7 protein-coding genes are annotated in these 13585 nt (G+C 68.7%); 3 read left to right on the forward strand and 4 right to left on the reverse strand.

Annotation, left to right across the window (positions count from 1 at the left end; translation table 11 throughout):
- Window positions 1-60: 60 nt before the first annotated feature.
- A complete protein-coding gene (locus SCNU_RS03850; RefSeq protein ID WP_009678046.1) occupies window positions 61-666 on the forward strand; it encodes a TetR/AcrR family transcriptional regulator in 606 nt (201 codons plus the stop codon).
- A 111-nt stretch (window positions 667-777) separates the two neighbouring features.
- Here the strand turns inward: SCNU_RS03850 and SCNU_RS03855 are convergent, their stop codons facing one another.
- From SCNU_RS03855 to SCNU_RS03870, 4 genes are all read right to left on the reverse strand, one after another.
- Window positions 778-1701 carry a hypothetical protein gene (locus SCNU_RS03855; RefSeq protein ID WP_009678047.1) on the reverse strand — a complete coding sequence of 308 codons (924 nt, stop codon included), beginning with the start codon at window positions 1699-1701 and terminating at the stop codon, window positions 778-780.
- A 207-nt stretch (window positions 1702-1908) separates the two neighbouring features.
- Window positions 1909-5643, reverse strand: coding sequence for a multifunctional oxoglutarate decarboxylase/oxoglutarate dehydrogenase thiamine pyrophosphate-binding subunit/dihydrolipoyllysine-residue succinyltransferase subunit (locus tag SCNU_RS03860; RefSeq protein WP_009678048.1), 3735 nt, complete (start codon window positions 5641-5643; stop codon window positions 1909-1911).
- Window positions 5644-5917: 274 nt separating this feature from the next.
- Window positions 5918-9733, reverse strand: coding sequence for an ABC transporter ATP-binding protein (locus SCNU_RS03865; protein WP_009678049.1), 3816 nt, complete (start codon window positions 9731-9733; stop codon window positions 5918-5920).
- Window positions 9730-10527 (reverse strand): hypothetical protein, encoded by a 798-nt coding sequence (locus tag SCNU_RS03870; protein WP_009678050.1) that lies wholly within the window; start codon window positions 10525-10527, stop codon window positions 9730-9732. Before SCNU_RS03870 ends, SCNU_RS03865 begins: the two co-directional genes overlap by 4 nt.
- A 384-nt stretch (window positions 10528-10911) precedes the next feature.
- Between SCNU_RS03870 and SCNU_RS03875 the strand changes: the two genes are divergently transcribed.
- Window positions 10912-12375, forward strand: a complete 1464-nt coding sequence (locus SCNU_RS03875) for a DHA2 family efflux MFS transporter permease subunit (protein ID WP_050792748.1) — start codon at window positions 10912-10914, stop codon at window positions 12373-12375.
- Between the two features lie 28 nt (window positions 12376-12403).
- The gene (locus tag SCNU_RS03880) at window positions 12404-13576 is read left to right on the forward strand and encodes a serine hydrolase domain-containing protein (protein ID WP_238526288.1); all 1173 of its coding nucleotides are present in this window, start codon (window positions 12404-12406) and stop codon (window positions 13574-13576) included.
- Window positions 13577-13585 lie beyond the last annotated feature (9 nt).

The raw sequence follows: 13585 nt of genomic DNA on the forward strand, positions 1-13585 counted from the left end.
GTGTTGACTGCGAGTCAATAGGCAATTGAATTCGAGTCAATAAGCGCTTACGGTTGGTGCATGACCTCCGCCAGAACTCGTCTGAGTCCGGCCGCGCGCCGGCGTCAACTCATCGACCTCGGCGTCGAACTGGCCCGCGATCGGCCCCTGGAACTGGTCACGATGGAGGCGGTCGCGGAGGCTGCGGGAGTGTCGAAGGGCCTGATCTTCCACTATTTCGAGTCCAAGGCCGACTTCCACCTGTGCGTGATCACCGAGCAGGCGGAGGAGATGCTGGCTCGTACCGCGCCGCGTGACGACATCGGCGACACCATCGAGATGCTCCAGGCGTCGATCACCGCATACGTCGACTACGTCGCCGACAACGGCCGCGGGTTCGTCGGCGTCATCCGCGGCGCGGCGAGTGCCGATGCGGCGATCCGCGCCGTCGCCGACCGGACGCGCGCGGCGATGACCGAACGCATCCTGTCGCGCGCGCCGTCCATCGGGATCGAGCGGACACCCGCGATCGAACTGGCCGTCGCCGGCTGGATCGCCTTCGTCGAGGAATCGCTCGTCAGGTGGATCGACGACCCGGTGGTCACCCGTGATCAGTTGGTGCAGATCTTCGTCGGGGCCCTGCCGACGCTGGCCGGTCTGGTCGGCGCGGTGGTCGCGACGGACTGACGACGAGCGGGCGGGCGCGTCCCGCTCCCGTCGTCGACAGCCGCTCCCCGAACCTGCATCCGCGCACGTCGGGGGTGCCGCGGATGCAGGTTCGGGGAGCGGATGCGCCGGTCAGTAGCGGATACCGAGCTTGTCGTAATGCCGCTCAAGCCTGGGAACCAGGCGCCGGGCGCGGAGGTCGTCCCAGATCCATCTCGCGACGTCGAGACCGAGGTCGCGGAGTTCGTCCTCGCGGAGCTTCTCCCGGATCACGACCTCCTCGGGTTCCTCGCCGCCGCGCATGTCGCGACGGTATTTGATCAGTCCGTCGAACTCGCCGACGAACCTGTCGTCGACGCCGAAGTCGCAGAACGCCCGACGACCGGACGCGAGTCGGTACTCGACCTGCAGTCTCGGCAATGGCAGCCGCGCCTCGATCATCTGCGCGCGGCTCCACGACTCCCCGGGCGAGGCCGAATCCCCGTCGGCGAACGACAACGCGTGGCGAGCGAAACCGCAGTTCCGGCGACCGGTGTGGAAGCGCGGCTCGATCTCGTGGACGAGCAGTCCTGCTCGGAGTCCCGAATCCAATGCCGTGAGAGCCTGCGGAAGTCGGGTGGTCGACAACGCGATGTCGGCGACGGTCCGTGCCGCGCTGGTGACCCGGACTCCGTCCAGTTCGACCACATCGTCGTCGGCGAGAAGTCCATTGTGGATGACGCGGCGTGGCCGCCGGGAACCTCCCGAGAGACGGCCGTTGGTGACGTGGACTCGAGACCGGTCGGGATACAGCAGGTCGATGCCGTGCACGGCCGCTGCCGAATCGTGGCTGAGGACGGGCCTGCCCGGGCCCAGGGCCGCGGCGATGCATCGCTGCCGGTAGACGTGGGCTTCGGAGTCGTCTCGGCCGACGAGCACCGCGGCTGGAAGATACGTTCCGCGCACGGCGACGATCAGTTCGCCCGTTCGTACCGCCGCGGCGATCCGTCGGTCCGAGATCCCGTTCTGGAGCGCGTCGTCTCGATGGACGAGTCCGTGTCTGTCTGTCGGCCACATGGACCGAGTACACGCCGGAACTGCCGAACCCGCACCCGCGCCGTCCACAGGTACGACCATCTGCCGCATCCGCTCCCCGAACCTGCATCCGCGGCACCCCCGACGTGCGCGGATGCAGGTTCGGGGAGCGGACGCCGGGGAGTGACGCGGACAGACGAAGGCCGCCTCACCGAAACGGTGAGGCGGCCTTCGTCAGCGGGATTCAGATCAGCTGAACGCGCCGTCGACGATCTCCTGCTGTTCCACGGCGTGGACCTTGCTGGAGCCGGACGACGGGGCCGACATCGCGCGACGCGAGATCCGGCGGAGCCCGCCGAGCAGCTCGGGGAGCATCTCCGGGAGCCAGAGGCCGAGGAACGGCCACGGGCCCTGGTTCGCGGGCTCTTCCTGGACCCAGACGAAGTCGTTCGCGTTCGGGTACTGCTCGAGAGTGCGAGCGAGCCGGCGGTAGGGAACCGGGTACAACTGCTCGACGCGGACGATCGCGACGTCGTCGCGGCCCTCCTTCTCCTGCTTCGCCGCCAGCTCGTAGTAGAGCTTGCCGCTGACGAGGAGCACACGCTGCACCTTGTCGCGGTCGCCGCCCTGCTTCGCGAACTTCGGATCGTCGATCACCGACAGGAACTTGCCGTCGGTGAAGTCCTCGACCGGCGAGACCGCAGCCTTGTTCCGCAGCATCGACTTCGGGGTGAAGACCACCAGCGGACGGCTGATGCCGTCGTGTACGTGGCGACGCAGCAGGTGGAAGTAGCTGGCCGGGGTCGACGGCAGTGCGACGGTCATCGAGCCCTCGGCACAGAGCTGCAGGAAGCGCTCGATACGACCCGAGGAATGATCGGGACCCTGGCCTTCGTGGCCGTGCGGCAGCAGCAGGACGACGTCGCTGCGCTGGCCCCACTTGGCCTCGCCCGAGCTGATGAACTCGTCGATGATCGACTGGGCGCCGTTGACGAAGTCACCGAACTGCGCCTCCCAGAGCACGAGGGCCTCGGGATCGGCGAGTGCGTATCCGTACTCGAAGCCGAGGACGCCGTATTCGCTGAGCGGCGAGTCGTACACCAGGAAGCGGCCGGTGGCGTCGGGCAGATGGTTGAGCGGCGTGTACTCCGAGCCGTTCTCCCGGTCGATCAGCACCGAGTGACGCTGGGTGAACGTGCCGCGACGCGAGTCCTGACCCGACAGTCGGACCGTCCGGCCCTCCTGCACAAGGGTGCCGAACGCCAGGATCTCGGCGAACGCCCAGTCGACGTCGCCCTTGACCGGCATGTCGTGACGGCGCTTGATGACCGGGCGCACGCGCGGGTGCTCGTTGAAGCCCTCCGGCAGGTTGCCGAAGGCGTCGCCGATCTGCGCGAGCTTCTCCTGCGGGACCGCCGTGACGAGCTTGGTCAGCAGCGTCTGCTCGCCCTCGACGGACGGTGACGCCTCGGGCGTGAACCGCTCGAGTTCCTTGACCTCGACGAAGACGCGCTCGAGTTGACCCTGGTAGTCGCGCAGGGCGTCCTCGGCCTCCTTGGTCGAGATGTCGCCGCGGCCGATCAGGGCTTCGGTGTAGCTCTTGCGGACGCTGCGCAGGTTGTTGATCACGTCGTACATCGCGGGCTGCGTCATCGACGGATCGTCGCCCTCGTTGTGGCCCAGGCGGCGGTAGCAGACCAGGTCGATGACCACGTCGCGGTTGAACGCCTCGCGGTAGTCGACGGCCAGCTTGGCGGCCCAGACACAGGCCTCCGGGTCGTCGCCGTTCACGTGGAAGACCGGTGCGCCGATCATCTTCGCGACGTCGGTGCAGTACTGCGTCGACCGCGAGTGCTCGGGTGCGGTCGTGAAGCCGACCTGGTTGTTCACGACGATGTGGACGGTGCCGCCGGTGCGGTAGCCGTTCAGCATCGACATGTTGAGGACCTCGGCCACGATGCCCTGGCCGGCGAACGCGGCGTCACCGTGCAGCATCAGCGGCAGAACGGCGAACTCGCGCGCCTCACCCATGCTGTCCTGCTTGGCGCGGACGATGCCCTCGAGCACGGGGTCCACGGCCTCGAGGTGGCTGGGATTCGCGGTGAGCGAGACGGTGATCTCGTTGTCGCCGAACATCTGGTAGTACTTGCCCTCGGCGCCGAGGTGGTACTTCACGTCGCCGGAACCGTGTGCGTCAGCGGGGCCGAGGTTGCCCTCGAACTCGGTGAAGATCTTCGAGTACGGCTTGCCGACGATGTTCGCCAGGACGTTCAGACGGCCGCGGTGCGGCATGCCGATGACGACCTCTTCGACGTTGTGCTCGGCGCTCTGGTCGAGGACGGCGTCCATCATCGGGATCACGGCTTCGGCGCCCTCGAGGGAGAAGCGCTTCTGGCCGACGTACTTGGTCGCGAGGAAGGTCTCGAAGGCCTCGGCGGCGTTGAGCTTGCTCAGGATGTACTTCTGCTCGGCCACCGGGGGCTTGCTGTGCTGGATCTCCACGCGATCCTGGAGCCAGCGCTGCTGCTCGGGATCGAGGATGTGGGTGTACTCCACACCGACGTGACGGCAGTAGGCGTCGCGCAGGATCGACAGGACGTCGCGCAGCTTCATGTCGGTCTGGCCGTGGAAGCCGCCGACCTTGAACGACCGGTCGAGGTCCCACAGGGTGAGACCGTAGGTCAGGACGTCCAGGTCCGGATGCGAGGTCTTGGCCGCGGTGTCCATCATCAGCGGATCCGTGTCGGCCATCAGGTGCCCGCGGCTGCGGTACGCCGCGATCAGCTCGAGGACGCGAGTGTTCTTGTCGACCAGTCCGGCCGGGATGTCGCGCCGCCAGCGGACCGGCTCGTACGGGATCTGGAGCGAGGTGAACAGCTCGTCCCAGAAGCCGTCGTCGAGCAGCAGGTTGTGGACCTTGCGCAGGAAGTCGCCCGACTCCGCGCCCTGGATGATGCGGTGGTCGTACGTGGAGGTCAGCGTCATCAACTTGCCGACGCCCATCTCGGCGATCTGCTCGTCGCTGGCGCCCTGGAACTCCGCGGGGTACTCCATCGCGCCGGCGCCGATGATCGCGCCCTGTCCCTGCATCAGACGCGGGACCGAGTGGACGGTGCCGATGGTGCCGGGGTTGGTCAGCGAGATGGTGACGCCCGCGAAGTCCTCCGCGCCGAGCTTGCCGTCGCGCGCGCGGCGCACGATGTCCTCGTACGCGGCGACGAAGGCGGAGAAGCTCATCGACTCGCAGCCCTTGATGGCCGCGACGACCAGGGTGCGGTTGCCGTTCTTGCCGGGCAGGTCGATGGCGAGGCCGAGGTTGGTATGCGCCGGGGTGACGACGTTCGGCTTGCCGTCGATCACGGCGAAGTGGCGGTTCATGTTCGGGAACGACTTGATCGCTTGGACCAGTGCGTAGCCGAGGATGTGGGTGAAGCTGACCTTGCCGCCTCGGGTGCGGGCCAGGTGATTGTTGATGACGACGCGGTTGTCGATCATCAGCTTCGCCGGGATGGCGCGCACGCTGGTCGCCGTCGGCACCTCGAGCGAGGCGGACATGTTGCGGACGATGGCCGCCGCCGGTCCGCGCAGGATTTGGTTGGAGTCGGTGCCTGCGTCGGCGGCGGGCTTCGCGGCGGCCGCGGTGCGACTGGTGCCCGAGGCGGCCTTGGTAGCCGCCGACTCACGGGCGGGAGCGGGGGTGCGAGCGGCGGCGGGCGCGGCCTTGGTCGGCTCGGTGTCGAGCGTCACGGCCTGCTTCGGTGCCACGCGTGCGGCCGGAGCTGCCGGGGCCGCAGCTGTCGCGGGGGCGGCCGGCGCTGAGCCGTTGGCCGATGGAGCGGATGCAGTCGTGCCCGGGCGATAGTTCTTGAGAAGCTCGTGCCAGCTCGGATCGACTGATTCGGGGTTGGTCTGGAATCGCTGGTACATCTCCTCGACCAGCCATTCGTTTTGTCCGAAGTCTGATTCGGAAATCGAACTGCTCACAGCGTTGTCTCGCCTCAATTCACCCAGGTGTTCTTAGATCACTTGGCGGACGGTCCGCTGGGTCTTGTGAACCGGGGCCGACCTGCCATCAATCGATGGTACGCGGACGATTGGCGGCCGGGGCACGGAGTGGCCCACAGACCAGGACACACCGCGTTAAGTGGTGAAAATCACCCGCATCGCGGCATGTGACCGTCGGATTTGTCCCGGTCGATGGGATGTTGTGACGTTGGATCGAGAGATTGAGAGCTGCTGAGTATCGAACTGTCGCGTGTCATCCCGCGGCGGCCCGCCCCGCGTCTTCAACGCCCGCCGCGCAGGCCTCCTCGCAGTCGTCGGGCGAGACGCCCGCATCCCACAGCCGCCGGTACTCGCCACCCGCGGCGAACAATTCCTCGTGCGTGCCGATCTCGACGATCCGGCCGCCTTCGACCACCGCGATCACATCGGCGCGAGCCGCGGTCGCCAGCCGATGGGCGACGATCACACTCGTCCGCCGGTGCGAGAGCGCCTCGCCCGCCGCCAGCACCTGCGCCTCGGTCGCCTGATCGAGGGTGGCGGTGGCCTCGTCGAGCAGGATCAGATCGGGCTCGACCAGCTCTGCTCGCGCGAGGGCGATGAGCTGACGCTGCCCGGAGGACAACCCGCGCCCGCGCTCGGAGACGCCGAACTCCATGCCGCCAGGCAGGTCGGCGATCATCTGCGCGGCGCCGACACGGCGTGAGGCCTCGGCGATCTTCTCGTGCGAGGCACCGGGGCGGCCGTACGCGATGTTGTCGGCGACGGTCCCGGCGAACAGATGCGGCTCCTGGGGAACGACGCCGAGCCGACTGCGATAGCGGTGCAGATCGATCTCGCGGAGATCGGTGCCGTCCATTCGCACCGCGCCGGTGGTCGGGTCGTAGAACCGGGCGAGCAGCTTGACGATCGTCGATTTGCCCGCGCCCGTGGTTCCCACCAGCGCGAGCGACGTGCCCTGCGGAATGTGCAGGTCCACGTCGCTGAGGGCATTGTGCTCGGCTCCCGCGTATCGGAAGTCGACGCCATCGAGTCGGACCTCGCCGTCGAAGTCCGGTGCGGCGAGCACCGCGGCCGAGGCCTCGGCGTCGGCCGCAGGCGCGTCGACCAGCGAACTCGGGGCGAGCAGCAGGTCGCGGATCCGGCGCAGGCCGACCGCTGCCTGCTGATAGGAGTCGAACACGGTGGTCAACTGCTGCACCGGACCGAACAGCATCGCGAGGTAGAGCACGAAGGCGATCAGGGTGCCCGACGACATCGCGCCCGCCGCCACCTGATGGGCACCGAAGCCGAGGACGACGGCGGTCGCCGCGTCGGAGCAGAAGGTGATGAACGGGAAGTACACCGAGATCGCGCGCTGCGAATCCATCCGCGCGGCGACCCACTCGTCGCTCCGCCTGCCGAACTCGGCCTGAGCCGCCGGGATGTGACGGTACACCCGGGTGGTCGCCAGGCCGGAGATGTTCTCCTGGAAGTCGGCGTTGACCGCTGAGACCAGCTCCCGCGTGCGGGTGTAGGCGCGTGAGCTGATTCGCCGGAAGAAGATCGTCGCGACGATCAGGACGGGGAACACCGGCGCGATCACCAGGCCGAGCTCCCAATCCGTGGCCAGCAGCGCACCGAACACGCCGACCAGCGTCAGCACCGCGACGACCGCCGACGACAGACCGTTCTGAACGAACCCCGACAAGGCGTCGACGTCGGTGGTCATCCGCGTCATGATCCGCCCCGACAACTCGCGTTCGTAATAGTCGAGGCCGAGTCGTTGCAGGTGCGCGTAGCTCCGAACGCGGAGGCTGTAGAGCACCCGTTCGCCGGCCCGGGCCGCGGCGACGACGTTGACCGCACCCTCCGCCCAGGCTGCGGCGACCAGCGCGACGCCCGCAAGCGTGGCCAGTCCGATCAGCGTCGCGTCCGCCCGGGCCCCGGCATCGAGCACGGTGCGGGCGAGCGTCGGGAAGGCCAGCCCGATCACCGTGTCCGCCGCGATGGTCGCCAAGACCACCGCGAGCAGCCACCGGACCGGACGGAGGATCTGCCGAAGGCTGAAGTCGGACCGTTCGGCGCGAGCCGCCGCCACGTCGACTCGCGGGTCGTCGTCGGCGGGGGGGAGCGCGTCGACCGCGGCGCGGATCTCGTCGGTCGCAGGCATGGCGCCGAGCACACCGGCACGACCACCGCTGCCCGGGCCGAAGCGGACCGGCGGCGCGGCCTCCCGTCGAGCGGTCGGCGCCGGTCCGTCCACGCCGCCCGGCCAGAGCGCGTCGACGCCGATGCGGTTCTGTGCACGAACCCCGGCCGCGGCCGCCGCACGCTGTTCGAGGGTGTCGGTGGGCGACATCAGCGCCCGGAAGCGCGCGCTGCGCTCGGTGAGTTCGGCGACCGTCCCGATGTCGGAGACGACGCCGTCGTCGAGCACGGCCACGCGATCGGCGATGGCGAGGGTCGAGTCCCGATGCGCGAGCACCAGCATCGTCGTTCCCAGTGCCCGGAAGTGCGCGAAGATCCGGGCTTCGGTGGCGGCGTCGACCGCGGAGGTGGCGTCGTCCAGGACCAGGACGCGACTGTGCTGGTAGAGAGCACGCGCGAGCGCGACGCGTTGGCGCTGCCCGCCGGACAGGGTGAGGCCGCGTTCGCCGACTTCGCTGTCGAAGCCGTCGGGCAGATCGGCGGCGAAGTCCGCGGCCGCGGCCCGTGCCGCCGAGATGATCGCGTCGTCGGAGCCGCGCGGCGCGGCGACCGGCCCGAGCCCGATGTTCGCGGCGATGCTCGCCGAATAGAGGAAGGGATCGTCGAAGGCGAACGCCACCGCGCCGTACAGTTCATCGGTGGACAGGCTGCCGATGTCGCAGACATCGGCTCCGGAGACCAAGGCGACGCTGCCGTGCTCGGGCCGGTAGGCGCCGGTCAGGAGCTCGGCGAGGGTCGACTTGCCGGAGCCGGGACCGCCGACCACGGCGACGCACTCACCGGGCGCCACGGTGAGGTCGAGGCCGCGCAGCACCTGGCGCTCGCCGTATCCGAGTTCGACGCCGGTGAACGAGATTCCGAGAGGACCCGCGGGAACGGTCCCGGTCTGGTCGAATGCGTCGTCGCGGGGGTGATCGATGACCTCGTAGACGCGGGTGACCGCCGACGCGGCGAGCTGCGCGTTCACCACCAGATTCGTCAGAATGCGGGCGAGCCCGGTCATCGTCGCCAGGTAGGTGGAGAAGGCGAGGAAGGTGCCCGGGGTGATCTCGCCGAGGTACACCAGGTACCCGCCGAGTCCGATCACGGCGACCATGCCGAGCTGGGGAATGGACGCCATCGTCGGGGTGAAGCGTGCGCTGATGTTCGCCGCACGCAGCTTGAATCGGTACAGGCGGTCGCCGAGCGCGGCGAGCTCGTCGGTGGCGCGGTGCTCCTGGCCGAAGCCCTTGACCACGCGCACGCCGGTCACGGTCTCCTCGACATGTCCCGCCACCTCGGCAGAGGCCTGCTGAGCGGCCCACGTCGCGGCGAAGAGTCGTTTGCGACTGCGGTAGACGATCAGTGCGATGAGCGGCACGATGCAGACGGCGACCAGCGTCAGCAGGGGCGACAGCCACGCCATCACGCCCAGCGACAACACGACTTGGACCGCACCGCCCAGCGACAGTGGGGCCATGGCGAGGAGCGACTGGACCACCTGGAGGTCCGAGATCGACCGTGAGACCACCTGGCCGGTGCGGATGGTGTCGCGCGACGGCCCGTCGACGTGATGCAGGGTGTCGAGCAGCCGTCGTCGAAGGTCGTCCTGGACGGTGATCGACATTCGGCCGGCGGTCATGCGGCGTCCGAACTGACAGGCGTAGCGGAGGAGCGCGCCGAACAGCAGGATCCCGATCAACACCGGGAGTCCCACCCGGGCGACCGCCTGCCCGGTCGCGGAGTCGATCGCGGCCTTGGTGATCAACGGTGTCACCAGATCGACGGCGACGGCTCCCAGGGTCACCGCCGTCATCAGGATCGCCAGTCGGCGGTGTCGCCCGCATTCGCTGAGGAGCCTCCGGATCCAGCCCGGTGCGGACGCCGCCGCGGCGTCGCTCAACCCGCCTCGATCGCTCGGCGCGGGGCGATCACCTCTCCGTCGACGTCCCAGAAGTGGGGCGGGGGACCGAAGGCCTCGCGGGAATTGCGGATCACGCGCGAACCGAGGGCACGGTTGCCGACGCCGCCGATCACCGCGCCGATGCCGCCCGGGACCAGCTTGCCCATCACGACCGGCGCCTTGCCGATGGTGAACTTCTTGATGAACTTGTTGCCCAGGGCGCGATTGATGGTGTTGAGGTTCGCGCCGGGGATCCCGGGCACGCCGAGTTTGGCGATGGCGTCGCTGCTGCGGGCGCCGAGCGCCTTGCCGACGACCGTCGCACCCTCTTCACCGAGAGCGACCGCGAGCACGAGCGCCTTGCGCCGCTCACCGTCGGTGGGTGCGATTCCGTGCACCTCGGCGATCGCGAGCGCGAGCAGCGCCGACGCCTCGATGAACAGCGCTGACTCGGCGGTGATCGCACTGACCGCCGTGAGGGTGCCGACCCCGGGGACGGCCGCGGTCGCGCCGACCGCGCCGCCGGACGCGGTCACGGTGCGCAGATAGTGCTTCTCAAGTCGCCGGATCACCTGCTCCGGGCCCTCGTCGGGGTACTTCCGCCGGATTCGGCGAACATACTTCGCGACGGCAGGCTGCTGGAGTCGCTGGGCCTTGTCGATCAGACCGGTCAGGACCAGCAGAGACGACTTACCTGATTTCTGCGGATCCACGGCGGTGGTGGACGGCACCGATGAGGGCGCCGGCTCGTCGGCGCGGCGGTCCTGGCGTGCGACGGACTTCGATCTACGCATGTCGGTTCTCCCTCTCTGGCTCCGGCTCGATGGTGCGAACAGCGGTAGTCGGGCGACGTCTCCACAATATGCGCGACCGCTGACAGACGCGGTCGGCCGGCGGTCGGCGTCGGCGGCTCGGGACCCGCGGACGACGCGGTGAACCACCTTCGTACAAGCCACGAAGGGTGCGGAATATTCCGGAGTCGGCATCGCCTGCGTCACACTGCTCGAAGGCGGTCGGGCCAGGGGGAATCGAGTTGATCGACGGTCGGTGATCGGTGTTAACCTAATGCCCTCATTCGGCACCAGACGGGTGTCTCAGCTCGAAAGGGGACTCGAGTGACATCGACTCCGCAGACTCCGGCGTTCAAGTCGGTCACGGACCGTCCATGGGCGGCGCTGATGGCCCTGTGTCTCGGCTTCTTCATGATCCTCGTCGACATGACGATCGTCGCGGTCGCCCAGCCCCAGATCATGGAGGCGCTGGACGCCGACGTGAACGGCATCGTGTGGGTCACCAGTGCGTACCTGCTCACGTACGCGGTGCCGCTGCTGGTGGCGGGTCGACTCGGCGACAAGATCGGTCCCAAACGCGTCTACCAGGCCGGACTGCTGCTGTTCACGGCGGCGAGTGTGTGGTGCGGGCTCTCCGGGAGCATCGGTGAACTCATCGCGGCGCGAAGTGTCCAGGGCCTCGGCGCCGCGCTGATCACGCCGCAGACGATGGCGCTGATCACCCGCATCTTCCCGCCGGAGAGGCGCGGTGCGGCGATGGGCGTGTGGGGCACCGTGGCCGGCGTCGCGACCCTGGTCGGTCCGCTGCTCGGCGGCATCCTGACCGACTCGTTCGGCTGGGAGTGGATCTTCTTCGTGAACCTCCCGGTCGGCCTCGCCGGCCTGGTGCTCGCGCAGGTGCTGGTCCCGAACGTCGAGACCCACGACCACAAGTTCGACTGGATCGGCGTCGCCCTGTCCGCCGTCGGTCTGTCGGCACTGGTGTTCGGTATCCAGGAAGGCGAGTCGTACGACTGGGCCGGCTGGATCTGGGCGCTCATCGGTTCCGGAGCCGTCGTGATGGGACTCTTCTTCCTGTGGGAGAGCCGGACGAAGGGTGAGCCGCTGGTTCCGCTGTCGCTGTTCCGTGACCGGAACTTCAGCGTGTCCAACGTCGGCATCGCCACCATGGGTTTCGCCGTGTCGGGCTCGATGATCCCGATCATGTTCTTCCTGCAGCTCGTCGGTGGCATGACGCCGCTGCGTTCGGCGCTGGTCCTGGTGCCGATGGCGGTGCTGACCGGCATCTTCGCGCCGATCGTCGGCCGGATCCTGGACCGCGTGCACCCGCGCAACGTGGTGGCGCTCGGACTGTTCGGCTATGCGGTCGCCTCGTTCTGGGCGGGCATGGTGTTCCGGCCGGAGACGCCGGTGTGGATGCTGGTCGCACCGACCCTGCTGATGGGCCTGTCGAGTGCCGGCGTCTGGGCCCCGCTCGCGGCGACCGCGACACGTAACCTGCCGTGGCATCAGGCGGGCGCGGGAGCCGGCGTCTACAACACCACCCGCGTGATCGGCTCGGTGATCGGCTCGGCCGGCATCGGCGCGCTGATGATGTCGCGGCTGGCCGCGAATCTGCCGGGCGTCGACACCGCGAGTCACAGCGGCTCGGTGCAGCAGTTGCCGGAGTTCCTCCGGGAAGGCTTTGCGCGCGCGATGGGTCAGTCGATCTACCTCGGGGCCGCGGTCCTGCTGATCGGCGCGATCGCGACGCTGTTCCTGGTCCGGACCGGGGCTCCGGGCGCGCCGACCGGAGCGTCGAGTCCCGCGAGTGGCGTTGACGCCGCCGAGACCGGTGCCGCCCGACCCTGATCCATCGGCCCGTCACAGAGGAACCTGCATGCACTCACGCATGGTCCGCGGCGCGGCGGCGCTCACCGCCGCCGCAGCGTTCGCTTCGCTCACCGTCGGACCCGCGGCCGCGGTGCCCGCGCCGTCGCCGCTGCCGGTGCTGCCGAACGTGATCTTCTACCCGACCTCCACCATGGCGCCGTCGGCGCATCCCGTCGCTCTGCCGCGCATCCCGGGCCGCGTGTCGGCGACCTATCCCTATCAGGGCCGCCTGCGCTCCTTCGACGACTATCTGCGACGTACCTCTGCGCGTGGACTCGTCGTCCTGTCCGGCGGCGAGATCGTCGACGAGCGGTACTTCGGGGGCTACACGGCGGCCAGCCACTTCAACTCGTGGTCGGTCGGCAAGTCCATCACTTCGACCGCGGTGGGCATCGCGCTCGGCGAGGGTCGGATCAGGTCGATCGACGACCCGATCACCCGGTACCTGCCGGAGCTGAAGCGGTCCGGATACAACGGCGTGGCGATCAAGGACCTGCTCCGCATGACGTCCGGCCAGCGGTACGACGAGTCGAACGTCGCGAACGTCACGGCGGGGTCCACCGGCACGACCATCCGGATGGTCCTCGGCGAGCCGCTGAAGGCGCAGGCCGAACAATCGGTGCGCGAACGCGAGCCGGGATCGACGTTCAACTACGCGTCGATGAACACGATCGTCCTCGGCTGGCTGGTCGCGAAGGTCACCGGCCGTTCGCTCGCCGATTACGTCCAGGACAAGATCTGGCGGCCCGCGGGGATGGCCTCACCGACACCGGTGGGCCAGGATTACTCGGGTACCGCTCTGGCGTTTGCGTCCTACCATGCGACTACCCGCGACCTGGCACGTTTCGGCTTGCTGTTCGCGCGCGGGGGCATGGCGAACGGACGCCGGGTGGTGCCCGCTTCCTGGGTCCGCGATGCCACGACTCCCTCGGCCGCGGTGGTGATGCCGGGCCGGGCGCGGCCCGGGTCGGTGTACGGATACGGCTATCAGTGGTGGCTCGGCGACGGCGACCGCGGAGACTTCCTCGCCGTCGGCGTCCTCGGCCAGTACATCTACGTGTCGCCGCGCGATCACGTCGTCATCGCGCAGAACAGTGAGGACCTCGAAGCCGACACGAACGTGGAAGAGGCGATCGTCGCCTTCCGCGCCGTCGCGGAGAAGGTCCGCGGCCGCGTCTGACCGGAATTG

Origin of the sequence: Gordonia neofelifaecis NRRL B-59395 (assembly GCF_000192435.1) — a bacterium.
GTDB lineage: Bacteria > Actinomycetota > Actinomycetes > Mycobacteriales > Mycobacteriaceae > Gordonia > Gordonia neofelifaecis.

Coding starts and splice junctions, on each gene's coding strand:
- SCNU_RS03875 (WP_050792748.1), top strand. CDS start 10,912: ATGGCCCTGTGTCTCGGCTTCTTCATGATCCTCGTCGACATGACGATC.
- SCNU_RS03870 (WP_009678050.1), bottom strand. CDS start 10,527: ATGCGTAGATCGAAGTCCGTCGCACGCCAGGACCGCCGCGCCGACGAG.
- SCNU_RS03880 (WP_238526288.1), top strand. CDS start 12,404: ATGCACTCACGCATGGTCCGCGGCGCGGCGGCGCTCACCGCCGCCGCA.
- SCNU_RS03855 (WP_009678047.1), bottom strand. CDS start 1,701: ATGTGGCCGACAGACAGACACGGACTCGTCCATCGAGACGACGCGCTC.
- SCNU_RS03850 (WP_009678046.1), top strand. CDS start 61: ATGACCTCCGCCAGAACTCGTCTGAGTCCGGCCGCGCGCCGGCGTCAA.